This window comes from Pseudomonas sp. LBUM1640 (assembly GCF_059716225.1).
The window spans coordinates 1,818,827-1,841,806 of the sequence record NZ_CP166816.1 but is presented as its reverse complement, the minus strand read 5'-3'; the positions used below and the strand labels follow the sequence as shown (position 1 = coordinate 1,841,806).

Genomic DNA, 22,980 nt, shown 5'->3' with positions numbered 1-22,980 from the left:
GTTGCCTGAGGCAACTCACTCAAGGCGCTTTTGCGACCAAGGCGGCATATTCACTGAGCAACTTTCGTTTCTTTTGTTGCCAGTCGTTCATTAAGAACGAGGGCATGAACTCTCTGGGCAACGCATCCAAATCCACCGGATACACCTTATTGTCCTTGGCCGAATACATGTAGTTCTTCAGTTGCATATCGTTATGGTAGATATTCTTCGCCTCAAGTTCGGCGAGTGTATCGGCCATTAGCGAACGCGCTTGCGGCGGTAAACTGCCTCTCTCGAAATGCGTCAGATCCACGCCATCGATCTTGCCCATGACTAAAAACCTGCGACCGTCCTCATACGCCGTCCGGGCAAACCCCTCGCCGTAATAACCGTTGAGAAATTGAACTTCGGATAGCTCGGCATCCGGGGCTGGTGAGGAGCTTCGATGGTATTCCTTGTAAGCACGTTTACCATCGAGGCTCGCATAAACGACGCCCTCGCCCCCTCCACCGATTATCGGCCCAAGATCCTCTATGACCGAAGGTGGGTTGCCGCCGCCGAGACCCAGCCGCCGCCATTGGTCACCTTGGACATGCTGAAGCACCAACGACGTTTGCCGACCATTGTGATACACCTTCGCGTGCACCGTGCCGTCCTGTGTACGGGTGACATCCCGCACTTCGTAAACGGCCGTTTGCCCCGCGCTGTCGGTATGGCGGATGTGCGTCAGGTGGCCGTCAGCGGCCACATACACCCCTCGAGCACTGCGAGAAAGCCCGGCGATTCTCGACTCGGGGACTTTGAATTCGCGAAATAGCCGGTTGTTCAGATCACCGTCCGCCAGCGTTGGCAGGTGGGTAATCTGGCCATCCACTGCACGAGCCCCAGGCGTGAAGTCTTTGCGCACGCGACCATAAGGACGCAGGGTTTGCGTATCAAAGGCGTACCACTTGCCGCTGTGCAGCACCGCTCCCCCGTCGACACTCTGGCCCGCCACCTTGAGGCTGCCCGTAGCGACCTCCCCATACTGTTTACTGGCGGCCTTGAGCACGTCATAGCTGCCGCGCCTTAACGGGTTGAGCCCGCGCCCCGCCGCCGCCAGCAACCTGCCGCCACCGACCAACAGGTCGCCCGCGCCGCTCAAGGGGTTGAGGGCCTCAACGGCGGTCGCCCCGACAAACCGCGCCGCCTTGGCAAAGTGGCTCGCCGTTGACAGGGCGTTGCCCACAACCTTGCCCGCCTGCGCAGCCTTGCCCGCCCCCAGGGTGATCAACCCAACGACATCCAGGGCCAAGTCGAAGATACCCTGGCCGATATTGCCGTTTTGAAAGTTGACGATGGCCGAGCGCAACGGAATGAGGTTCAGAAAGAACTCCGAAACCGCGTCATTTCGGGCACGGTCCTGGTCATAGGAAGTGACGCCCCTGGCCTCATTCAGCAGATCGTCGTTCTTCAGGTCGAGGGACTTTACGAAGACGTCGGCGATCAGGTGACTGCGCGGGGAATTGAAACTATCGGACTGCGCCGAGCCTGCAGGAATGTCCTTGCCGGGCTGCACCCGCACGGTTTTCGAAAGGATATCGGCATCACGCGATTCCATCTTGTTGGCGGTATAGGGCTCAGTGCGACGACGTATCAGAAAGTTCTGTTTCTCGACGGTGCCTTTGAGCGTGTTGATCGTGTAAAGATTCACTTGCCCGCCCAGGGTCGCTTTCACCTCCAGCGTATGCGCTCTGACGTGAAGCGCAGGTGGGGTAAATAAATCCCCGGCAATTTTGTACTGGTTGGTGTGGAAGAACTCCAGCGTGCCAAATTCCAGGTTGTTGCGGTCCTCCAAGGGCAACGTGGAAAGCAGGTGCCTGGCCATACTGTGCTGCCCCTGCTCGTGCGCGTTGATGGAGGTGTCGTACGCGGCCTTGAACGAGGTGGCCACCCCCAGCGTGCCCGCCTCATAGAGGGCGCAGAACTTATCAATGGGCAGGCGCTTGTCCTTGGATATCCAATGATCTTCAGGCCCCAGCTTGCCGCCCTCCATCACGATGTCCAGCATCGAACGCATGCCGGGATAAAGGCCGGGCCGCCCTTCCTTCAACCGGGCCTTCTGTATGCTCCTCACCTCGAACAATGTTGAATCCAGGTCAGGAAACGCCGCTCGAAGCTGCGCAAGCCCATCCGCTTTTCGGCTGGGGATTGGCGTTTGCAGCAAGGTGCTGGCGGTTTTCAGCGCGCTCAGGTGCGCGTTGAACGAGGTCCGTATGCGCTCCATGTCATCGACCGAGGGGGCCTTTTCATCCGCGACCTGAAACCCCTTGGCGGCACCCCAACCCCTCAATGCCTGGTATTCGATCTGCTGGCTGACATCGTCGGGCGTCAGCTTCTCGCCAGTCAGTAAAATCTCGGCATACCCCATGGTCAGCGTGCGGCCCGGGGTTTGCGCTTCGATCTTGCCCACAGCCATCGCCAATTGGGCCCATAACACGCTGCCGTAGGTCACGCTGGGCGGGATGTCCTTGACCAGGTACTCGGGCGCCGTCCTGGCTAACAGCAGATAGGCGCCCAAGTTGGCGGTTTGTGCACTGGCGCGCCCTTTGTCGGTCAGGTATTTAGCCAGCCGTTCAATCACCACTGAAGCCCGTTGCCCCCGGTGCCGACTGTGTGCCAAGTCAAAACCGGCGACGGTGTTCGGGGCTACCGCCGTCAGGGACTCCGGGTCCAGGCCCAGATGGATGGCCGTCATCACATAGTCGTTGCCAGCGCCCTCAAGGGGAATGCCGTCCAGCTCGCTCTGCATGGCTTTGCCCAGGGATTGGGCCTTGGCTGAGCCGAGTAATTTTTCCATCGCGACGAAAGGCTTTTTCAGGTCGGCTTCGGACACCGAACTGCCGCTCATCAAATAACCCAACGCACCTTTTGCGCTGTCCGCCAACGGCAACCCCGGCAATCCGCTGGTGCTACTTTGCAGCAGCGCGACCAAGCTGTTCTGGTCTTGCGGGGGCATCGCCAAGGGCCAGGACAACCCACCACTGAGGTTGCCCAAGGGATGGACCTGCGCTTGCCTGGCGCTGTCATTTCTAAGCTCGATCAGCGCTTCCAGGGTTTTCGGCAGCGTCATGCCACAACCAAGCAGATAAGCTTCAAGGCTGATCAGCCGGTTGGCGGGCAGCGTCGGCTGTGATGGGTAGGAGGAGTCTTCGCACACATACATCAGCGTGTTTTTCAGTTGCGAAGCCAGCGCCGTCTCCATCAATGCCCTGGCTCGGGCAAAGGATAACGACGTATCGGGAACGAGTTGCCCCGGGAGGTCTTGAATAACACCCTGGAGTTTATCGGCCAGGGTTTGTTGGTTGCATTGGTCACCCAACGCTACTTTCAACGGTGTGGCAGGCTGGGAGACAGGGGCGTCGCTTGCGTCGGCAATCGCGCCGGGCGGCTCGTCAACGGGCGCAATGACGCTACTGGAATGCGCCACGGGGCGCGTGTGAACACCGGGCATGGTGAGAGTGGTCATGGCAGTTGCCGTCCTTAGTCAAGTGGATACTCCTGCAAAGTGCACCGCCAGGTGCGCTTTGCGATCACTCAGTGGAGGAACCCAGAAAGGACGTTCCATCTTGACTGTCAGATTTTATGTACATGACCACATGTGAATCTGTGCGCCCGATTGCCAGGCGCTGCCCTCAGTAACCGCGTTCGAAGCTGACTTCCCCGCGCAACGCTTCCTTGGCTTCATAGGCCCGCAGGTTGTGCACAAACAAGTCCACCATCATCCGCGGCGACGTCGGCGCCGAGCTGTGCCCGGTCAACAGCAGGCCCCAGGCAGTCCAGAACGGATGGCGTTGCGGCAGCGGTTCCTGGCGGCATACGTCGATCACCGCACCGGCCAGGTGCCCTTCTTTCAAGGCCTCGACCAGGTCAGCATCGACCACAGCCACGCCGCGCCCGACATTGATAAACAAACCGGTCGACTTAAATTGCTTGAACAGCGCCGCGTCATACAAGTCGTGGGTATTCGGTGTGTTGGGCAGCAGGTTGATCACGTAATCCACCTCGCCCACCAAGCGGCCCAATTGATCCAGCCCGGCCACTTCGATAAACGGCGCCTGCTCACGCGCAGAGCTGGCGATGCCGTACAGCTTGACGCCAAACGGCAGCAGGAAATCGGCCACACTCTGGCCGATATCGCCGGTGCCGACGATCAGCGCCTTGCGCCCCGCCAGGCTTTGCCCCATGCGGTTGTCCCACTTGCGCTCGACCTGGCTGACCAGCCGCGCGAGGACTTCGCGCTCATGGCCCAGCATGTAGGTGAGGACAAACTCGGCCATGACCTGGCCAAAGATGCCGACCGCACGGGTCAGGCGATAGTCGCGGGGCAAGCCGTCGGCCAGCAGCGGCGTGACACCGGCCCAAGTCGATTGCAGCCATTGCGGTTGGTGACCCTGGCGCAACAAGGTGGCCAGCAGGTCGGGCTGGCCCAGCCATACCGGACAATCGGCGGCCAGGCGCGACAGTTCGGCTGAGTCGCCGCTGGTCAGCACCTCGACATCCGGTGCCGCGTCACTGAGCAATTGGGCGTAGAGCGGGTAATCCTGTTCAGCAATCAGAACACGCATGGTTCAAACCTTTCAAAAACACTGCAGACGGCCGCCCGCATCCATACGGCCACCCCCCACTTATACGTTTGCATTGAAGAATGTGCCCTGGGCAGGGCACCGTCCGATCACATCGGGTCGTTGCGTCGCAGCAACTCTTCGGGCAAGTGCTCGATGTACTCGTCCTCGGCCGGTGGCATTTGCAGGTGGTAGCCCTGCTTGTCGAGGTTTTCCAGGACCACGGTGATGTCCTCGCGGGACAGCTTGCGCTCGGGCGTCAGGATCATCTCGAACGCGAGATGGGCCTTGCCGAAGGCTTCCATCAACGGCTCCGGCACACGCTCCAGGGCATCGCTTTTGAGTACGTAGAGGTACATCCCGTCTTTTTTCAAGCTGCGATAGATGGAGCAAATACGTTTCAAGGCTGTTCTCCGGCAGTGGCCAGGCTGTCGAGCAGCGCCTGGCCCATCAACTCGCGGCGCCAGCCACGCAGCGAGTCGGGCAGTTTATAAGGCCCATCGGGGTAGCCACTTTTGACCAGGGCTTCGAGGGTTTTTTTGCGCAGCATCAGTTCCGGCGCCATGTCCAGGCGTTCGGCTTCGGCCTGGCCCAGGGCGCGCAGTTGCTTGATCAGCGTGGCGGCGTCCACCGGCAGCGGTTCAGCCACGGCAGGCGGCCATTGATCCATGGGCACGCTGCCGGCACGTTTGATCAGGTCCAGCAGAAACTGGCCATCCTGACGCACGGTGCGCGGGTGCATGTCTTCGATTTTGCCCAGCGCGGCGAGGTTATCCGGCTGGGATTTGGCCAAGGGCCACAACGAGTGTTCGCGAATGATGCGGTTGCGCGGCAGGTCACGGGCGCGGGCTTGCTGCTCGCGCCAGGCACACAGTTCACGCAGCACGGCGAGCTGGGCGCGGGACAGTTTCCACGCCAGCTTGGCGTCGCGGTACACCTCGTACGGGTCGACTTCGCGGCGCAGGTTGGCCACCAATTCGGCGCCGTCGTCCAGCACCCAGGCGTACTTGTCGTCTGACAGCTGCGGGCGCAGGCGGATGTAAACCTCGGCCAAGTGCACCGCGTCTTCGGCGGCGTAGCTCACTTGGGTCTCGGACAATGGCCGCTGCAGCCAGTCTGAACGGGTTTCACCCTTGGGCAGCTCAATATCGAGCACGGCTTGCACCAGGCGCGAGTAGCCCATGGAGAAACCGAGGTTCAAATAAGCCGCCGCCAATTGAGTGTCGAACAACGGCACCGGCAGGCTGCCGGTCAGGCGCAGCAAGACTTCCAGGTCTTCGCTGCAGGCGTGCACCACCTTGATCACCGCCGGGTTTTCCAGCAAGGCGGCCAAGGGTTGCCAGTTGTCGATGGTCAGGGGGTCGATCAGGTAAGCGCGCACGCCATCGCCGATCTGGATCAGCCCGGCAATGGGATAAAAGGTATCGACCCGCATGAATTCGGTGTCGAGGGCGACGAATGGCAACTGCTGCCATTCGGCGCAATGCTGGCCGAGGCTATCGTTGTCGCAGATCCAGTGAATATCGATGGCCACACGGCTCTCCCTTGAAGAATGGCGCGCAGTATATATCGCGAAAGACCCTTGCGAGCATCCGCAGTGCACACACCATCATGAAAACTCCGACAAGAGATGAAGAATAGTCCGGCAGACGGGAGTTAGCCTCTCTTACGCAGGACGTAAACCCGCCACAGCTTGGAGCCCGGCAGGAACTCTTGCTGGTTCAAGACTTTGAAACCGGCTTGGCGGAACTCGCCCTCGACAGGCGTCTGTGCATTCACGGAAACAATCACCGTGTCGCGACTGACCCGATGAAACTCGCTTAGCAGCGCCAAACGCCCTTCACTGCTCGGTACATGGCGAAACAATTCCAGGCAGAAAATGCAATCCACCGCATTCGCCGACAGGCCGATGGAAAACGCCGAGCCCTGGAACGTTTTGACCCGTTTGAGCAATGCCACCGGGTGATGAGTGCGCGCATGGTCGAGCATGGCCTGGGAGTTGTCCGAGGCCAGGATCACCCGGTTGATGTGCTCGGCCAACACCGGCCAGAACCGGCCGGAGCCACAGGCCAGGTCGAGGATCAGCCCCGGTTCGCCGGCGACTTTCAATGCCTGGCGCACCAACCGCTCATCGCGCCAGGCAGCCACGCGCTGGAGCAGCCTTGGCGGACGCGTGTCACCGCAGACCCTGGCGTGCTCACGGTCGCAGCGCTCGGCGAATTCAGTCTCGATTGAGGATGGAGTAGGTGACGACATCACGGGCTCATGTGTGTGGAACGGTAGTGAACGACCTTGATTCGCAGCTTAACCACTGCAACGTGAAAAAAAGGTCGAAGCGGTGACTGACGTGAGATTGCCCCACGCTTGACGGGCCGCAGAGTACATATCCGTTGTTTGGGTGGTGGCTGAGATGGGTTCCGCCCTTACGGCGGGTCACTTTTGAAAAGAGCCCAAAAGTAACCAAAAGGCTCTTGCCCCACCACTCGGCACCTCGCCTCCGGCTCGGTGTGCCCTCACGCAGGCTTTGGAGCGGGGGCCGCCGCGATGGGCCATCCTTGGCCCAGCGCGGCTAAACCGGCGTCCTGCCGGTTTACCCCCGCTCCAAAGCCTGCGTGAGGCCAGCGTGGTTGACGGGGCGCCTAAGATCAAAATCAAGATCAAGATCTACAGCACGGCGGCCTAGTAGCCGACCTGAGTGGTTAGATCAAAAGCGAAAGCGAGGCGGCCTGACAGCCGACCTGTTTACTGAAGCTGAACTCGGTTGAATTGTGGGAGGGGCGGTGCGACGGTTCGACTTGCTCCCGATGGCGGTGTGTCAGTCAGCTTATTTGTAACTGGCCCACCGCATTCGCGAGCAAGCCCGCTCCCACATTTGGAGCTCAGTACATTCAGGTAGATGTGTGTACTCGGTCAATGTGGGAGCTGGCTTGCCTGCGAAGGCATCAACTCGGTGTACCTGATGTACCGAGGTGTCTGCATCGCAGGCAAGCCAGCTCCCACAGAAAAGCAGATTTGCTTCTGCTCTGTTTTTGCTGTGCTGTTGCCCTGCTTCTGCTTCAACCACTCAGGTCGGCTACTAGGCCGCCGTGCTGTAGATTTTGATCTTGATCTGACAGGCCCCGTTAACCACGATGGCCGAACGCAGGCTTGAATCCGTGGGTAACCCGGCAGGACGCCGGGTTAGCCGCGCTGGGCCAGGGATGGCCCATCGCGGCGGCCCACGGATTCAAGCCGGAGTGAGGGCATGCCGAGCCTTAGCGAGGCACCGAGTGGTGGGGCAAAGACCTTTTGGTTACTTTTGGGGCGTTTGCCAAAAGTGACCCGCTGTAAGAGCGGAACCCTAAGTGGCCGTTACCGCAGCAACGGATATACACCCAGGCGGCCACATCGGCTCACGCCTGATGCAAATACCACCGCCAATCCTGCTCCCCAACCTCCCCCATAAACTGGCGATACTCAGCACGCTTCACCGCCAGGTACACCCCCAGGAACTCACTACCAAACACATCCCGCGCCCAGCTTGAACCTTCAAGTGCGCGCAAAGTAGTAAGCCAGTCCGTAGGCAGCAATTCCTTGGCCTGCGCATACCCGTTGCCCTCCACCGGCGCACCAGGGTCGCGCTGTTCGCGGATACCACGGTGGATACCGGCGAGGATCGCTGCCGCCGCCAGGTAAGGATTGGCGTCGGCGCCACAGATACGGTGCTCGATATGCCGGGAATTGGCCGGCCCACCCGGTACGCGCAGGCTCACGGTACGGTTGTCCACCCCCCACGTGGCGGCCAGTGGCGCGTAACTATTGGTCTGGAAACGGCGATAGGAGTTGGCGTTGGGGCAAAACAGCAACAACGAATCAAGCAAAGTACTGAGCATGCCGCCCACCGCCTGGCGCAATAGCGGCGTGCCATCGGCGGCCTCGCTGGCGAACAGGTTATTGCCGTGGACGTCCGCCAGGCTCACATGCATGTGCATGCCCGTGCCCGCCAAGTCATCGAACGGCTTAGCCATGAAACACGCGGTCATCCCATGTTTATGCGCCACGCCCTTGACCAGCCGTTTGTAGCGCACCGCTTCGTCCATGGCCTGCAGCGCATCAGAACGATGCTCCAGGGTGATTTCAACCTGGCCCGGCGCGTACTCGGAAATCGCCGTGCGCGCCGGGATGCCTTGCAGTTTGCAGGCGCTATACAGGTCCGCCAGGAACGGCTCGATCTGCTCCAGCTCACGCAGGCCATACACCTGGGTCGAGCGCGGGCGATTGCCGTCCACATCCCGCGCCGGTTGCGGGCGGCCGTTGCTGTCGGGCTTCTGGTCGAGCAGGTAAAACTCCAGCTCCGCGGCCATCACCGGGTAGTAACCGTCGGCTTTCAGCCCGTCGATCACCTTGGCCAGCAAGTGCCGGGGGTCGGCCACGGTGGCGGGCAGGCCTTCAGTGGGGTGCATGCTGACTTGCACCGCCGCCGTCGGGATCAGGCGCCACGGCATGCGCTGCAAACTGCCGCTGACCGGGTAGGCGCGGCAGTCGATATCGCCGACTTCCCACACCAGCCCGGAGTTTTCCACGTCATCGCCATTAATCGTCAGGCCGAGAATAGTGCTGGGTAACGGCCGACCACTTTCATACACCGCCAGCAACTCATCGCGGTGCAGCAACTTGCCGCGCGGCACGCCGTTGTTGTCGAGGATAAACAGCTCGAACATCTCGATGTCCGGGTGCTGCTCAAGAAAAGAGTGGGCTTCGTGCAGGCTGGCAAAAACACTCATGGCAATTCTCATACGTTTGCGTCAGGCAGGCGCACAGGCGCCGCCGGGCAGATGCGCACAGGTGCGCGTCATCCATGGGGCAGATCAACGTAGGAGAGAGGTATCTGGTGGGCGTGCGTGTCGGCAGTGAAACAGCGCCCAGAAGGCCAGTTCGGAAGGCAGCGCCTCGACAACCGCTGTACAGCTCGGCACTAAAGCGCCAGGCAATGTCGCGGGGTGAGTGTCGGGGGAACCGTCCATGCAGGATTCACAGTGAGGTAGATGCCCGGCAGCGTCACACGCCTGCATAGGGGGGTTAAATTCAGGGTTGATGGAGTTTGGTTGCAACTTGGCTAAACATTGCATGGGCCTTGCTACCCGGTCGCCCAGCTGGAAATAATGACCGCCCCCGATCATGCCCAAGGATTCGACCGCATGAAAGCTCCCCTCGCCTTCTGCCTATTGGCCAGTCTGGCCACCCACGCGCTGGCTGACTCGCGCCTCGACGAGGTGCTGCAGCGCGGCACGCTCACGGTTTGTACCACCGGCGACTACAAACCTTACACCTCACTGCGCGCCGATGGCAGTTACGAAGGCATCGACATTGCCATGGCCGAATCGCTGGCCAAGAGCCTGAACGCGACGATCACCTGGGTGCCAACCACCTGGAAAACCTTGATGCCGGATTTCCTCGCCCAACGCTGCGACATCGCCGTGGGCGGCATTTCGGTTTCCCTGGAGCGCCAGAAAAAAGCCTTTTTCAGCCAACCCCTGGGCGTGGACGGCAAGATCCCGCTGGTGCGCTGCGCCGATGTGCAGCGCTACCAGAGCGTCGAGCAGATCAACCAGCCGCAGGTGCGCGTGATCGAGCCAGCGGGCGGCACCAACGAAGTGTTCGCTCGCGCCCACCTGGGCCAGGCGCAGATTCGTTTGCACGATAACGTGACCATCTTCGACGAACTGCTGGCGGGCAAGGCCGACGTGATGATTACTGACGCCAGCGAAGCGCGCTTCCAGCAAAAACTCAAGCCTGGGCTGTGTGCGGTCAACCCGGAGCGGCAGATGCAGTACAGCGAAAAAGCCTTCCTGCTGCCCCGCGATGATGTGGCGTGGAAAAGCTACGTCGACCAATGGTTGCACTTGAGCGTCGCCACCGGGGTGTACGACGGTATCGTCAATCAATGGCTGGCGGCGCCCTGAGCCGCAGCCGTCTACGCTGTGCTCACATCAATAACAATGAGGGACGGGTAATGAAAGGACTGCTCCGGCTCACGTGGCTGCTGTTGTTATGTTTCAGCCAAGTGCACGCGGCCACTCAGGATAACGACGCCCAGGCCGCCAAGGCCCTGCTGGAAAAGGCCTTGGCTTACTACCAGAGCAACGGTGACAAGGCGTTTGCTGCGTTCAGTCGCCAAGGGGAATTTATTGACCACGACCGCTATGTCTTTGTGGTCAATACCAAGGGCGTGTTGTTGGCCAGTGGCGGGCCCTCCTCCGCGCTGATCGGCCGTGATGTGTCCGAGCAGCTCGGGCCGGACCTGCAAGCCTCGTTCAAACAAGCGCTGGCAGTGCCCGAGGGCCAAGGCATTCAGCAGGCCGATTATCGCTGGCAGAACTGGAACGACGGCAAGGTTGAACACAAGCATGTGTTCTATCAGCGCGTGGGTGAGCGGATTCTGGCGGTGGGTTATTACCTGCCACGGGCCACGCCGGAGCAGGCGCGGGCTTTGCGCGACAAGGCGGTGAAGGCACTGGTGAAGGATGAGGCCGGCACGCTCAAGGCGATCAACGCGTTGCAGAGTGGTTTTTTGCAGGATGACTTGTATGTGTTTGTGGTGGACCTGAATACCGGGCGCTATGTGGCGCACGGCACTAACTTGCGGCTGGTGAATACCGACTTCGCCAAGATCAAAGACCCGGACGGCAAGCCGGTAGGTCAACCGATCCTCAAGATAATGGCTGAGCAGGATCAGGGTGAGTACAAGTACCGCTGGAAAAACCCGATGACCGACAAGGTCGAGAACAAGCACGCTTATTTGCGCAAGACTGGGCATTTCATGGTGGCGGTCGGGTATTACAGCCCTTAAGGTTTAAACGCGGTCAAAAATGTGGGAGCGGGCTTGCTCGCGAAAGCGGCGGGTCAGTTTAAACATCTGTGACTGATACACCGCATTCGCGAGCAAGCCCGCTCCCACAGTTGGCTCTCGATTGTGTCAGTTGTTTAGCCTTGTCTTCACGCCCGCGCAGCACGCGGCGGTCGCGTACTACAACCCCTGATCTGGATTGGAATGCAATCAACTGTGGGAGCTGGCTTGCCTGCGAAAGCGGTGGGTCAGTTTAAACATCTGTGACTGATACACCGCATTCGCGAGCAAGCCCGCTCCCACCATTGGCTCTCGATTGTGTCAGTTACTTAGCCTTATCTTCACGCCCGCGCAGCACGCGATTGGGCATCGCAATCGCGGCCGCCAGCCCCAACAGCGACACCGCTGCGCTCACCATCAGCAAATGCCGAAACGTCACCGCCAACTCACCGCGCAATGCGTCCTGCGCAGGCCCTGGCGCGGCGTTCAAACCGTCCAGCAAGACATTCCCGGAACTGCCTTCGGCCACCAGCGCACCGCTGGCCAAATGCGCAAAACTCGAATCTTGCAACAACGCCAGCAGCAACGCCGACATGCACGCCACCCCCACCGCCCCGCCGAGGGAACGGAACAGGTTGGTGGTGCTGGTAGCAACGCCGATATCGCGCTGCTCCACCGCGTTCTGCGTGCCCACCAAGGACGTCGGAAACTGCATCCCCGCCGCAATCCCACACAGCAACATGAAGACTGCAGTCATCCCCACCGCCTGCGGCGCGCTATAGGCCATACCCAGAATCGCAAACGGGCTGAGCAACGCGCCGGTCAGAATCATCGGTTTATAACGCCCCGTCACCGACGTCATACGCCCGGCACAATAGGCCCCCACCGGCAGGCCAAACGCCAGCGGCAGCAGGTGCAACGCGGCACTGTCCGCGCCGGAGCCGGTCACCGTCTGATACCACAGCGGCATCAACACCGTCAGGGAAATCGCCTGGAAGCTGGTGAAAAAAATCGTGCACCAACACAACACCGCACTGCGATTGGCAAACAGATGCATCGGCAGCAACGGCTCACGGGCGCGGCGCTCATGCCACACAAACACCGTGAGCGCCACCAGCGCACAGACCAGCAGCCCCAACACTTGCTGATCACGCCAATGATGGCCCTGGCCGATTTCGGTGATGCCCAGCAGCAAGGCGGTCAGGCCGATGATCATCAGCAAGGTGCCGACATAATCGATGATCGGCTTGCGCTGCGGCACCGGCAGCCCCACCAGCGTGCGATGCGCCACGTACCAGGCGCCGGCGCCCAGCGGCAGGTTGATCAAAAACACCCAGCGCCAGGACAGGTACTCGGTCATGTAACCACCGAGCACCGGCCCGGCCACGCTGGCCACCGCGTACATGCTGCTGAAATAGCCCTGATACCGCCCGCGTTCACGGGGCGGGATGATGTCGCCAATGATCGCCTGGCTCACCGAGATCATCCCGCCGGCACCGATGCCCTGGAGAATCCGCGCCAGCACCAGTTGCTCCATGCTTTGCGCCATCCCACAAAACACGGACGCCAAGGTGAACACGCCCATGCCAATCAGCATCATCGGCCGACGCCCGTACAAGTCGCCGAGCTTGCCGTAGATCGGCACCGCCACCGTCATCGCCACCATGTAGCCGGAGATCACCCAGGCCAGCAGGTTAACGTCATGAAACTGCGCGGAGATGGCCGGCATGGACACGGCGACGATGGTCTGGTCGAGGGCGCCGAGGAAGATCGCCATCATCAAGGCGGCCAGCACACTGCGCACGGCAGGCACGGTTGGGGTAGGCTGATTCAGGTGGGTCACGGCAGAACCTTCGAGCAAGGCCCGCAGGAAAGGAAGGGCCTGCAGGAATGCTCGATACGATAGCAGGCTACTCGATAGCTTCGTAAGGAAGTCCGACGTAATTTTCTGCGATGGTTTTGCGCCCCGCCTCCGAGCTGGTGAAGTACGCCAGTTCACTCTCGGCAATGCGCTGGCTGAAGCCATCCGCCTCGGGGAACTGGTGCAGCATCGAAGTCATCCACCAGGAAAACCGCTCGGCCTTCCACACCCGGCGCAGGCAAATCGCCGAGTAGTGTTCCAGCAAGTCCACGCGCCCCTCGCGATACACCTTGAGCAGGATGCGAAACAACGTGCTCACATCGCTGGCGGCCAAGTTCAAGCCCTTGGCCCCGGTGGGCGGCACGATATGTGCGGCGTCCCCGAGCAGGAACAGGCGCCCGTACTGCATGGGCTCCACCACAAAGCTGCGCAGCGGCGCGATGCTTTTCTCGATGGATGGCCCGGTGACCAATCGCTGCGCCAGGTGGCCGGGCAAACGGGTTTTCAGCTCCTCCCAGAAGCGCTCATCGGACCATTCTTCCAATGGCTCGTCGACCGGCACTTGCAGGTAATACCGGCTGCGGGTCGGCGAACGCATGCTGCATAAAGCAAAGCCGCGCGGGTGCTTGGCGTACACCAATTCGGCATGCACCGGCGGTGTATCGGCGAGGATACCCAGCCAACCAAAGGGATAAACGCGTTCAAAAACCTTTAACGATTCAGCCGGAATCGATTGACGCGCCACGCCGTGAAAACCATCACAACCGGCGATGTAGTCGCACTCCAGGCGAAACGCCTCGCCCTGATGCTCGAAGGTCAGCCAGGGTCGATCACTTTTGAGGTCGTGGGGCTGCACGTTGTGCGCTTCATACAAGGTGATGGCGCCCGCCGCGTCGCGCGCTTGCATCAGGTCGCGGGTGACTTCGGTCTGGCCATAGATCATCACCGTCTGGCCACCGGTCAGCGCCTTGAGGTCGATGTGGTTGAGTTGGCCATTCAGCGCCAGTTCAAAACCGTCATGCACCAGGCCTTCGGCGTCCATGCGCCGGCTGACACCCGCCTCGCGCAGCAGGTCGACCATGCCTTGTTCCAGCACCCCGGCACGGATGCGGCCTTGCACGTAGCCGGCGCTCTGGCGCTCTAGAATCAGGGTCTGGATACCCGCGTTGTGCAGCAGTTGGCCGAGCAGCAATCCGGACGGACCGGCACCGATAATGGCGACTTGAGTTTTCAGCGTTTTCATTATTTTTATGACTCGCAAGCGGCACCCGAACGGATCAGGTGAAAGAGTTGTCATTCATCTTGTTGCTGATCATTTTTCACTTGAGTGAGCATCATAAGAAGGTGAAAACTGAGACAAAGCCTGTGCTTTTTGCCAATCGGGGCGATTACCGCACCACTATCCTGAGTATCGGATTGAAACCATGACCAAAACTGCCAGTACCGCAATTCCGGTCTTCAAGCTTTATGGAGAAAACCAGCAATGGCCGACTCCCGATTTGTTGCACTGTGAAACCATTTCCCGGCGCAGCCGGGAATACCAGTGGGAAATCCAACCCCACCGGCACGCGGATCTGTGCCAGTTGTTGTACGTACACAAAGGCCAGGCGCACCTGGAAATCGAAGGCCAGCGCACCACGCTCAACGAGGCGACCTTGCAAGTGCTGCCGCCATTGTGTGTGCATGGGTTTCGATTTGCCGAGGATGTAGAGGGCTTCATCGTGACGCTGTCGGCGCCGCTGGTCAGCCATTTGCAGGCGCAACTGGGCGCGACGGTGGACGGCTTGCAAGCCTTGGGCAACTACCCGGCCGGCAAGGACAGTGACTACCTCAACAGCCTGTTCGCCCGCCTGCAGAACGAATACGCCGATGAGCAACCGGCGCGCGACATGCTGATGCACGCACTGGTCAGCGTGCTGCTGGTGTGGATCAGCCGCCAGGCCATTTCGCGTCGCCACCCGCGAGCACCACGTGGGCGCGAATACTTCCGGCGCTTTACCCAGTTGGTTGAACAGCATTACCGCGAACACCCGAAGATCGAAGACCTGGCCCACAAACTGGGCATCTCGGTCTCACACCTCAACGGCACGTGTCGGGAATTGGGCGGGCAGCCTGCGTTGCAGATCATGCATGACCGCCAGTTGCTGGAAGCCAAGCGCCTGCTGACTTACACCAGCATGACCATCAATGAGATGTCAGAGGTGTTGGGGTTTTCCGACCCGACCAACTTCTCCCGGCTGTTTCGCCGACGGGTCGGGTTTTCGCCCAAGGCGTTTCGCGAGCAACTGAAGGCCGATTAGGGGACGCGGTGCGTCCGGGGCGGCCTTTTCCTTTGCCGCGCGTGGGAACGATCATCTGAGCGCGCTGAAACTGCCGGTGCGTGGCACGCACAAGTCCTGATGGCAGCTGACCGCGAAGGTCGGCTGCATGCGGGTCTGTTCAACCCGGTAGGCGGCGGTGCCGTACAGCGCGGTCACCACGGCGCACAGGATGAAAATCATCAGGTACTTTCTGATTTTTAGAGTCATGGCACACCTCTGAATGAAACGACTCGGTGCTGTTTAAAGCATAGGTCAGTCAGGGCGAGTTGCCATTATGGGGCGACATTCAATATCTTTATGTCGGGCTCAGAGACCGATATCCCAGGCCGGCTCCTCCGGGAACCGCAGTACCAGGAAATCCAGCAGGCTGCGCAGCGCCGAAGGCATGTGTTTGCGCGAGGCATACACCGCATAGATATTCATCTGCCGCGGTTCAGCTGCAGGCAACAGGCGCACCAGTTCGCCACGGCGGATGTAGTCGCCGGCCTGGTAACTGGGCAGCATCGAAACCCCAGCCCCGGCCAGTGTCACGCGTAACAAGGTGCTGGCCTCGTTAGAGGTGATGTTGCCGTTTATCGGCACCGAGACGTGCTCGCCGTTTTCTTCGAAATGCCACAGGCTTTTGCCGAAGTAGGAGTGGGTCAGGCAGTTGTGCCGGGCCAGGTCTTCGACTTTCTGCGGGGCCGGATGCTCCAGCAGGTACGCAGGCGTTGCACACACCACTGAACGACAGACAGTCAGCCGCCGTGCGATGAGGTTGGGGTCCAGGTCGTTGCTGGTGCGGATGGCCAGGTCGATGCGTTCATCTACCAGGTTTACAGTGCGGTCGAGCATCTGCAGGTCAACCGTCACCAAAGGGTAGCGCTTGACGTACTCGGCGATCGCATCGGCCAACTGCGCCTGGCCGAACGAGGTGCTGACACTCAGCCGCAGCAGACCACGGGGCGCGTCATCGGGCTCGCTGACGGCGGCTTGCATGTCGCCGCACAGGTCCAGCAATTGCCGGCAGCGCGGCAGGGTTTCACTGCCGGCGGCGGTCAGGCTGAGCTTGCGCGTGGTGCGGTGCAGCAGGCGCGCACCAACCCAGTCTTCCAGCTCAGCCAGGTAACGTGAGACCACCGGCCGCGACAGGTCGAGATGGTCGGCAGCGGCCGATTGGCTGCCCAGGTCCACCACGCTCACAAACACCCGCATTGCTTGAAGACGATCCATGATTTGCACGCTTTTAGAAACAAACTATGTCCCAGCATCGCATTTTTTGTTGCGTTTGGTGCAACTAAGCTCTGCGCATCCCCTAACGAATACCGGAGCTGCCCCCGATGCTAACCACCCTCAAGCGACTGACCCTGGCGACCGCCGCTCTGGCCTTCGCCGCTCACGCTTCGGCGGCAGCGCTGAAACTCGACGTCTATAACCCAGGCGAGGCCGCTATCTTCCCGGTCAGCTCGGTACTGGTGAGCGGCGCGAAAGACGCGATCCTGATAGACGCGCAATTCGGCAAAGGCCAGGCCGAGCAGCTGGTGCAAAAGATTCGCGCCAGCGGTAAACACCTGACCACCATCTACATCAGCCATGGCGACCCGGACTACTACTTCGGCCTCGACACGCTGACCGCAGCATTCCCCGACGCCAAGGTGTTGGCAGCGCAACCGGTGGTCGACCATATCAAAGCCACCGTTGCCGGCAAGCTGGAATTCTGGGGGCCGAAAATGGGCGCCGACAAACCAGCCAAAACTGTCGTGCCGCAAGTGCTTGAAGGCCACAGCCTGACCCTGGAAGGCCAGCAGTTGGACGTCATCGGCCTGGACGGCCCGCAGCCGGATCGCAGCTTTGTGTGGATCCCATCAATCAAGGCCGTGGTCGGCGGTGTGGTGGTCGCCGAAAACATCCACGTTTGGATGGCCGACACCCAAACCGCACAGTCCCACAAAGATTGGTTGGCGACGCTGCAACGCATCGAACAATTGAAACCGCACACCGTGATTCCGGGCCATTACCTGGGCAGCCCGTCGCTGAAGTCGGTGGCCTTTACCGCTGATTACATCAAGGCTTTCGACCTCGAAACGGCCAAGGCCAAGGACTCCGCCGCCCTGATCGCGGCGATGAAAAAGCGTTACCCCAACCTTGCCGACGAGAGCTCGCTGGAGCTGAGCGCCAAAGTCGCCAAGGGCGAGATGAAGTGGTGAATGGTTTTAAACCTTAACGTACTGGAGAACGTCATGAGCAAGATCGCAATCATTGGTGCCACCGGCCGTGCCGGTAGCCAACTGCTGGAAGAAGCGCTGCGTCGTGGGCACACCGTCACCGCCATCGCACGTAATACCGACACACTGGCGGCACGCCCGGGCGTTACCGTCAAACCAGTCGATGCCCTGGATGCCGAGGCCTTGCAACAGGCCGTCAGCGGTAACGATGTGGTGATCAGTGCGGCGCATTTCGCCACGCTGCCGGCCAGTGCCGTGATTGGCCCGGTAAAGAAAGCCGGTGTGAAGCGCCTGCTGGTGGTGGGCGGTGCGGGTTCGTTGTTGTTGCCGGGTGGCGGGCGCGTGATCGACAGCCCTGGCTTCCCCGCTGAGTACAAGGCCGAAGCCAGCGCAGGGGCTGAGTTTCTGGACACGCTGCGTCAGGAAAAGGAACTGGACTGGACCTTCCTGTCGCCGTCGGCGGAGTTCGTTGAGACTGAGCGCACCGGTAAATTCCGTGTCGGCCAGGATGATTTGCTGGTGAGCGCTGAAGGGCGCAGCTGGATCAGCTTTGCCGACTACGCGATTGCGTTGATCGATGAAGTGGAAACGCCGAAGCACTCGCGCCAGCGTTTCACCGTCGGCTACTGACACAACGGGGTTATAACTGTGGGAGGAGGCTTGTGTGGGAGCCAGCTCCCACACAAGCCTCCTCCCACATTTGCCTCTTCGGTGTTACGACGGTTGTGCCTGGCTTACCAACCACTCCATCAAGGCGACTAATCCAGTAGACGGCTCCGTCCCCGGTGGATACACCAAGTAATACCCCATCCCCGTCGGCACCCTTAATTCAAACGGTGTCGCCAACCGCCCCGCTTTTACATCCTCGCCAATCAACGCACTGTCGCCAATCGCCACCCCGGAACCCTGGGACGCCACCGTCATCGCCAGGTCCAGCGTTTCGAAATGATGCCCCTGGGCCAGGTTGCTCAACCGCGTATTCGCCGCCTTCAACCACAATGCCCAATCGCGCTCATCGCGCGTGGGGTGCAGCAGCACCTGTTGCTGCAGGTCGGCTGGCGTGTGCAAGCCGCCGAGCAATGCCGGCGCGCAGACCGGCGTGAGTTGTTCATCGAATAAATGCCGCGCCTGCGCCGACTGCTCGGCGATGGGCGCATAGATCACCGCCGCGTCGAATTGCTCGCGGCGAAAGTCCACGGTGTAGGCCACGGTGGTGGTGAGCTCCACCGGCACATCCGGGCGCTCCTTTTGCCACTGCATCAAACGCGGCAGCAGCCAGCGCATCACGCAGGTGGAGGCTTTGAGTTGCAGGGTTTGGCGGCGAGTGCCGATCTGCTCCACCGCGTCACCAATCAGCCCAAAGATTTGCTGCGCGCGCAGCGACCATTCGCGGCCTTCTTCGGTCAGGCTCAAACCCCGTGCCTGGCGCTGGAACAAGGCGTAGCCCAAATGGCTTTCCAGCCCGGCAATCTGCCGGCTCACCGCACCTTGGGTGATGTGCAGTTGCTCGGCGGCGCGGGTGAAGTTGCAGCACTGGGCCGTAACCCAGAAGGTGTGCAGCGCGGGCAGCGGTGGCAGGCGTTTCATAGGGACCGAGCCATGACGTGGGGACATGGCTAGTATGACTTTTTATCGATTGTTGCCGCTACCGGCCAGCCGCTCCAATAGCGCCTCGAATCAATAACAAGAGCGACATGTATGGCGACCTGCGGCGAAGTATTGGTCAACCTCCTGGAAAGCTACGACGTGGACCAGGTGTTCGGCATTCCCGGCGTGCACACCGTGGAGTTGTACCGTGGCCTGGCGCGTTCGCGCATCCGTCACGTCACCCCACGCCACGAACAGGGCGCAGGTTTCATGGCCGACGGCTACGCGCGCACCAGCGGTAAACCCGGCGTGTGCTTCATCATCACCGGCCCCGGCATGACCAACATCACCACCGCCATGGGCCAGGCCTATGCCGACTCGATCCCGATGCTGGTGATCTCCAGCGTGCAGTCGCGCAGCCAATTAGGCGGCGGTCGCGGCAAGTTGCACGAACTGCCCAACCAGAGCGCGATGATCGCGGGCGTGGCGGCGTTCTCGCATACCTTGATGTCGGCGGCAGAATTGCCGGGCGTGCTGGCGCGCGCGTTTGCGCTGTTCCAGGCCGGGCGACCGCGCCCGGTGCATATCGAGATTCCGCTGGATGTGCTGGTCGAAAACGCCGATGCGCTGCTCGCCAGCGAGCCGGTCAGCGTGGCGCGCGCGGGTGCCGCGCCGTCGGCGGTGAAGCAGATGAGCCAGTTGCTGGCGGCGGCAAAACGCCCGCTGATCCTCGCCGGTGGCGGTGCTATCGATGCGGCGTCCGAACTGACGCACCTGGCCGAAACCCTCGGCGCACCGGTGGCCCTGACCATCAACGCCAAGGGCATGCTGCCGTCCGCGCACCCGCTGCTGATCGGCTCGACCCAGACGCTGGCGGCCACCCGCGCCTTGGTCGCCGAAGCCGATGTGGTGCTGGCCATCGGCACCGAGCTGGCAGAAACCGACTACGACGTGACCTTCGCCGGTGGCTTCGAGATTCCCGGCGCGCTGCTGCGCGTCGACATCGACCCCGACCAGACCGTGCGCAACTACCCGCCTCAGGTCGCACTGGTGGCGGATGCGCAGATCGCAGCCGAGGCCTTGTTGACCGAGCTGAACACCCAGGTATTGCGCGAACGCGACCCTAACTGGGGCAGCCAACGCGTCGCGCGCTTGTGGGCTGAACTGACGCCCGCCTGGGACGCCGCTACCCGCGCGCAAACGCTGTTCCTCAACACGGTTCTGCAGGAACTGCCCGAGGCGGTACTGGTGGGCGACTCCACCCAGCCGGTATACAGCGGCAACCTGACCCTGAACCTCGACCACCCACGCCGCTGGTTCAACGCCTCCACCGGCTACGGCACCTTGGGCTACGCCCTGCCTGCGGCTATCGGCGCGTGGCTCGGGCGCGGCGACGGGCAGCCGGTGGTGTGCCTGATTGGCGACGGCGGCCTGCAGTTCACCCTGCCGGAGCTGGCCAGCGCGGTCGAGGCGCGGGTGCCGGTCATCGTGCTGCTGTGGAATAACCAGGGCTACGAAGAGATCAAGAAATACATGCTCAACCGCGCCATCGAGCCGGTCGGTGTGGACATCTACACGCCGGACTTTATCGGCGTGGCCAAGGCCTTGGGCTGCGCCGCCGAAAGCATCCAGGGCATCACGCACCTGCGCACGGCATTGCGCGCCGCGGCTGATCGCCAGGGGCCGACGCTGCTTGAAATCGACCAGGGCCGTTGGATGCAGGAGGTAGCGGTATGAGCGCAGCAGTGAACGGTGTGTTTATCGGTGGTGAATGGCGTGCAGGCCAAGACGTTCTCGAGGTGATAAACCCGGCTACCGAGGCCACCTTGGCCCACGTCAGCGTGGGTGATGCAAACGCCGTGGCCCACGCTGTCGAAGCGGCCAGCGCGGCCTTCAGCGACTGGTCGAAAAGCACCGGCCGTGATCGCGGCGCACTGCTGCGCAAGATCGCCCAAGGTGTGAGCGCGCAACGCGAACAACTGATGCAGGTGCAGTCGAGCAACAACGGCAAGCCGCTGTTTGAAGCGGGCATCGATGTGGACGACGTCATCGCCACCTTCGAGTACTACGCCGGTCTCTGCGACGACATGGACGCTGGGCAAGACCGCCCGGTGGCGCTGCCCAGCGAGGATTTCAGTGCGCGCCTGCGCCGTGAGCCGTGCGGCGTGGTCGGGCTGATCGTGCCGTGGAACTTTCCGATGGTGACCACCGCCTGGAAACTCGCCCCGGCCCTGGCGGCCGGTTGCTGCGTGGTGCTCAAACCGTCGGAAGTCACGCCGTTGGCGGAGCTGCAATTGGCGCGAATTATTGCTGAGGCCGGGTGCCCGGCCGGGGTGTTCAACCTGGTCTGCGGCACAGGCCTGGCCGTCGGCGCACCGTTGGCAGCAGACCGGCGCGTGGCGAAGATCTCCTTTACCGGCAGTAACGCCGTCGGTGTGCAAGTGATGCAGCGCGCGGCAGAAACCATCAAGGGCGTGAGCCTGGAGTTGGGCGGCAAATCCTCGCTGCTGGTATTGGCGGACGCCGACCTCGACCTGGCGGTGGAATTGGCCTGTGGCGGTGGCTTTTTCAACGCTGGGCAGATGTGTTCGGCTACCAGCCGTGTGCTGGTGGCTGACAGCTTGGCGGATGAATTCCTGCAGCGTTTGCAGGCGCGGGCTGAGGGGATTCGCGTGGCTGACCCGTTTGCCGATGAGGTGGAAATGGGCGCGTTGATCAACCGTGCGCAGTATCAGCGGGTGCTGGGGCATATTCAGCGTGGCATCGCAGATGGCGCGCGCTTGCTGTGCGGCGGAGAACGGCCGGCGGACTTGGCGAAAGGCTATTTCATTCGTCCGACGGTGTTTACCGATGTGCCGCTGAGCAGTGCGCTGTGGAACGAAGAAATCTTCGGCCCGGTGCTGTGTGTAAGACGCTTTGCCACTGAGGACGAGGCGATTGCCCTGGCCAATGACAGCGATTTCGGCTTGGTTGCCAGTGTGGTGAGCACCCATGCCGAAGCCGCCGAGCGGGTGGCCAATGCCTTGCAGGCCGGGCTGGTGTGGATCAACGCACCGCAAGTGATCTTCCCGCAAACGGCGTGGGGCGGTTACAAGCAAAGCAGCCTCGGCCGCGAGCTGGGGCCGTGGGGGTTGGCGGCGTTTCAGGAGATCAAGCATGTGATCCGGTCTCTCTAACGACGGGAATCCTCCTGTGGGGGCTATCGCAGCATAGGTATCTACACATCTTTTTTACGAATTTAGTTTTGTGGTGGTGCTGGGGGCGCTGGGTACATATCCGTTGTTTGGGTGATGGCGGATATTGGTTCCGCTCTTACAGCGGGTCACTTTTGGAAAAGAGCCCCAAAAGTAACCAAAAGGGCTCTTGCCCCACCACTCGGCACCTCGCCTCCGGCTCGGTGTGCCCTCACGCAGGCTTTGGAGCGGGGGCCGCCGCGATGGGCCATCCTTGGCCCAGCGCGGCTAAACCGGCGTCCTGCCGGTTTACCCCCGCTCCAAAGCCTGCGTTCGGCCAGCGTGGTTTAACGGGGCGCCTAAGATCAAAATCAAGATCAAGATCTACAGCACGGCGGCCTGGCAGCTGACCTCGGTTAAATGTG

18 protein-coding genes are annotated in these 22,980 nt (G+C 61.2%); 7 read left to right on the top strand and 11 right to left on the bottom strand.

Annotation, left to right across the window (positions count from 1 at the left end; all coding sequences use genetic code 11):
* Positions 1-19: 19 nt before the first annotated feature.
* From ACA065_RS08235 to ACA065_RS08210, 6 genes are all read right to left on the bottom strand, one after another.
* On the bottom strand, positions 20-3,487 hold the full coding sequence (locus tag ACA065_RS08235; protein ID WP_497694083.1) for an OspG family effector kinase: 3,468 nt from the start codon (positions 3,485-3,487) through the stop codon (positions 20-22).
* 166 nt (positions 3,488-3,653) lie between these two features.
* Entirely contained in the window at positions 3,654-4,586 is a 933-nt protein-coding gene (locus ACA065_RS08230) for a D-2-hydroxyacid dehydrogenase (protein ID WP_497694082.1), read from the bottom strand.
* A 107-nt stretch (positions 4,587-4,693) separates the two neighbouring features.
* Positions 4,694-4,987, bottom strand: coding sequence for a YcgL domain-containing protein (locus tag ACA065_RS08225; protein ID WP_083359595.1), 294 nt, complete (start codon positions 4,985-4,987; stop codon positions 4,694-4,696).
* Positions 4,984-6,117, bottom strand: a complete 1,134-nt coding sequence (rnd, locus tag ACA065_RS08220) for a ribonuclease D (RefSeq protein WP_497694081.1) — start codon at positions 6,115-6,117, stop codon at positions 4,984-4,986. The genes ACA065_RS08225 and rnd overlap by 4 nt, the downstream gene beginning before the upstream one ends.
* A 122-nt stretch (positions 6,118-6,239) precedes the next feature.
* Entirely contained in the window at positions 6,240-6,839 is a 600-nt protein-coding gene (locus ACA065_RS08215; RefSeq protein ID WP_497694080.1) for a class I SAM-dependent methyltransferase, read from the bottom strand.
* 1,136 nt (positions 6,840-7,975) lie between these two features.
* Positions 7,976-9,346: a glutamine synthetase family protein gene (locus ACA065_RS08210; protein WP_497694079.1), complete on the bottom strand. Its 1,371-nt coding sequence runs from the start codon at positions 9,344-9,346 to the stop codon at positions 7,976-7,978.
* 414 nt (positions 9,347-9,760) lie between these two features.
* On the opposite strand from ACA065_RS08210, the gene ACA065_RS08205 reads away from it, so the two are divergent.
* Both ACA065_RS08205 and ACA065_RS08200 read left to right on the top strand, forming a co-directional pair.
* The gene (locus ACA065_RS08205; protein ID WP_497694078.1) at positions 9,761-10,525 is read left to right on the top strand and encodes a transporter substrate-binding domain-containing protein; all 765 of its coding nucleotides are present in this window, start codon (positions 9,761-9,763) and stop codon (positions 10,523-10,525) included.
* Positions 10,526-10,575: 50 nt separating this feature from the next.
* Complete coding sequence (locus ACA065_RS08200; RefSeq protein ID WP_497694077.1) at positions 10,576-11,412, top strand: cache domain-containing protein; 837 nt, start codon at positions 10,576-10,578, stop codon at positions 11,410-11,412.
* 322 nt (positions 11,413-11,734) lie between these two features.
* Here ACA065_RS08200 and ACA065_RS08195 read toward each other — a convergent pair whose 3' ends face one another.
* Both ACA065_RS08195 and pobA read right to left on the bottom strand, forming a co-directional pair.
* Positions 11,735-13,252, bottom strand: a complete 1,518-nt coding sequence (locus tag ACA065_RS08195; protein ID WP_497694076.1) for an MDR family MFS transporter — start codon at positions 13,250-13,252, stop codon at positions 11,735-11,737.
* Positions 13,253-13,319: 67 nt separating this feature from the next.
* Positions 13,320-14,504 (bottom strand): 4-hydroxybenzoate 3-monooxygenase, encoded by a 1,185-nt coding sequence (pobA, locus tag ACA065_RS08190; RefSeq protein ID WP_497695316.1) that lies wholly within the window; start codon positions 14,502-14,504, stop codon positions 13,320-13,322.
* A gap of 190 nt (positions 14,505-14,694) precedes the next feature.
* Between pobA and ACA065_RS08185 the strand changes: the two genes are divergently transcribed.
* Entirely contained in the window at positions 14,695-15,570 is an 876-nt protein-coding gene (locus ACA065_RS08185) for a helix-turn-helix domain-containing protein (RefSeq protein WP_497694075.1), read from the top strand.
* A 51-nt stretch (positions 15,571-15,621) separates the two neighbouring features.
* Here the strand turns inward: ACA065_RS08185 and ACA065_RS08180 are convergent, their stop codons facing one another.
* Complete coding sequence (locus tag ACA065_RS08180; protein ID WP_497694074.1) at positions 15,622-15,798, bottom strand: hypothetical protein; 177 nt, start codon at positions 15,796-15,798, stop codon at positions 15,622-15,624.
* Positions 15,799-15,897: 99 nt separating this feature from the next.
* Positions 15,898-16,803 carry a LysR family transcriptional regulator gene (locus ACA065_RS08175; RefSeq protein ID WP_497694073.1) on the bottom strand — a complete coding sequence of 302 codons (906 nt, stop codon included), beginning with the start codon at positions 16,801-16,803 and terminating at the stop codon, positions 15,898-15,900.
* Positions 16,804-16,910: 107 nt separating this feature from the next.
* Between ACA065_RS08175 and ACA065_RS08170 the strand changes: the two genes are divergently transcribed.
* Together ACA065_RS08170 and ACA065_RS08165 are read left to right on the top strand one after the other, a co-directional pair.
* Positions 16,911-17,777 (top strand): MBL fold metallo-hydrolase, encoded by an 867-nt coding sequence (locus ACA065_RS08170; RefSeq protein ID WP_497694072.1) that lies wholly within the window; start codon positions 16,911-16,913, stop codon positions 17,775-17,777.
* 33 nt (positions 17,778-17,810) lie between these two features.
* Complete coding sequence (locus ACA065_RS08165) at positions 17,811-18,425, top strand: NAD(P)-dependent oxidoreductase (protein ID WP_497694071.1); 615 nt, start codon at positions 17,811-17,813, stop codon at positions 18,423-18,425.
* An 84-nt stretch (positions 18,426-18,509) separates the two neighbouring features.
* Here the strand turns inward: ACA065_RS08165 and ACA065_RS08160 are convergent, their stop codons facing one another.
* Positions 18,510-19,382, bottom strand: coding sequence for a LysR substrate-binding domain-containing protein (locus tag ACA065_RS08160; protein ID WP_497694070.1), 873 nt, complete (start codon positions 19,380-19,382; stop codon positions 18,510-18,512).
* A gap of 111 nt (positions 19,383-19,493) precedes the next feature.
* Between ACA065_RS08160 and ACA065_RS08155 the strand changes: the two genes are divergently transcribed.
* Together ACA065_RS08155 and ACA065_RS08150 are read left to right on the top strand one after the other, a co-directional pair.
* Positions 19,494-21,119, top strand: a complete 1,626-nt coding sequence (locus tag ACA065_RS08155; protein ID WP_497694069.1) for a 5-guanidino-2-oxopentanoate decarboxylase — start codon at positions 19,494-19,496, stop codon at positions 21,117-21,119.
* Complete coding sequence (locus tag ACA065_RS08150; RefSeq protein WP_497694068.1) at positions 21,116-22,558, top strand: aldehyde dehydrogenase family protein; 1,443 nt, start codon at positions 21,116-21,118, stop codon at positions 22,556-22,558. Before ACA065_RS08155 ends, ACA065_RS08150 begins: the two co-directional genes overlap by 4 nt.
* The last annotated feature ends 422 nt before the right edge of the window (positions 22,559-22,980 follow it).

Excerpts from the sequence above, each read along its gene's own strand:
- ACA065_RS08235 (WP_497694083.1), bottom strand. The coding sequence starts at position 3,487 with ATGACCACTCTCACCATGCCCGGTGTTCACACGCGCCCCGTGGCGCAT.
- ACA065_RS08170 (WP_497694072.1), top strand. The coding sequence starts at position 16,911 with ATGCTAACCACCCTCAAGCGACTGACCCTGGCGACCGCCGCTCTGGCC.
- ACA065_RS08155 (WP_497694069.1), top strand. The coding sequence starts at position 19,494 with ATGGCGACCTGCGGCGAAGTATTGGTCAACCTCCTGGAAAGCTACGAC.
- ACA065_RS08210 (WP_497694079.1), bottom strand. The coding sequence starts at position 9,346 with ATGAGTGTTTTTGCCAGCCTGCACGAAGCCCACTCTTTTCTTGAGCAG.
- ACA065_RS08215 (WP_497694080.1), bottom strand. The coding sequence starts at position 6,839 with ATGTCGTCACCTACTCCATCCTCAATCGAGACTGAATTCGCCGAGCGC.
- ACA065_RS08160 (WP_497694070.1), bottom strand. The coding sequence starts at position 19,382 with ATGAAACGCCTGCCACCGCTGCCCGCGCTGCACACCTTCTGGGTTACG.
- ACA065_RS08200 (WP_497694077.1), top strand. The coding sequence starts at position 10,576 with ATGAAAGGACTGCTCCGGCTCACGTGGCTGCTGTTGTTATGTTTCAGC.
- ACA065_RS08205 (WP_497694078.1), top strand. The coding sequence starts at position 9,761 with ATGAAAGCTCCCCTCGCCTTCTGCCTATTGGCCAGTCTGGCCACCCAC.
- ACA065_RS08230 (WP_497694082.1), bottom strand. The coding sequence starts at position 4,586 with ATGCGTGTTCTGATTGCTGAACAGGATTACCCGCTCTACGCCCAATTG.
- ACA065_RS08165 (WP_497694071.1), top strand. The coding sequence starts at position 17,811 with ATGAGCAAGATCGCAATCATTGGTGCCACCGGCCGTGCCGGTAGCCAA.
- ACA065_RS08150 (WP_497694068.1), top strand. The coding sequence starts at position 21,116 with ATGAGCGCAGCAGTGAACGGTGTGTTTATCGGTGGTGAATGGCGTGCA.
- ACA065_RS08180 (WP_497694074.1), bottom strand. The coding sequence starts at position 15,798 with ATGACTCTAAAAATCAGAAAGTACCTGATGATTTTCATCCTGTGCGCC.
- ACA065_RS08175 (WP_497694073.1), bottom strand. The coding sequence starts at position 16,803 with ATGGATCGTCTTCAAGCAATGCGGGTGTTTGTGAGCGTGGTGGACCTG.
- ACA065_RS08185 (WP_497694075.1), top strand. The coding sequence starts at position 14,695 with ATGACCAAAACTGCCAGTACCGCAATTCCGGTCTTCAAGCTTTATGGA.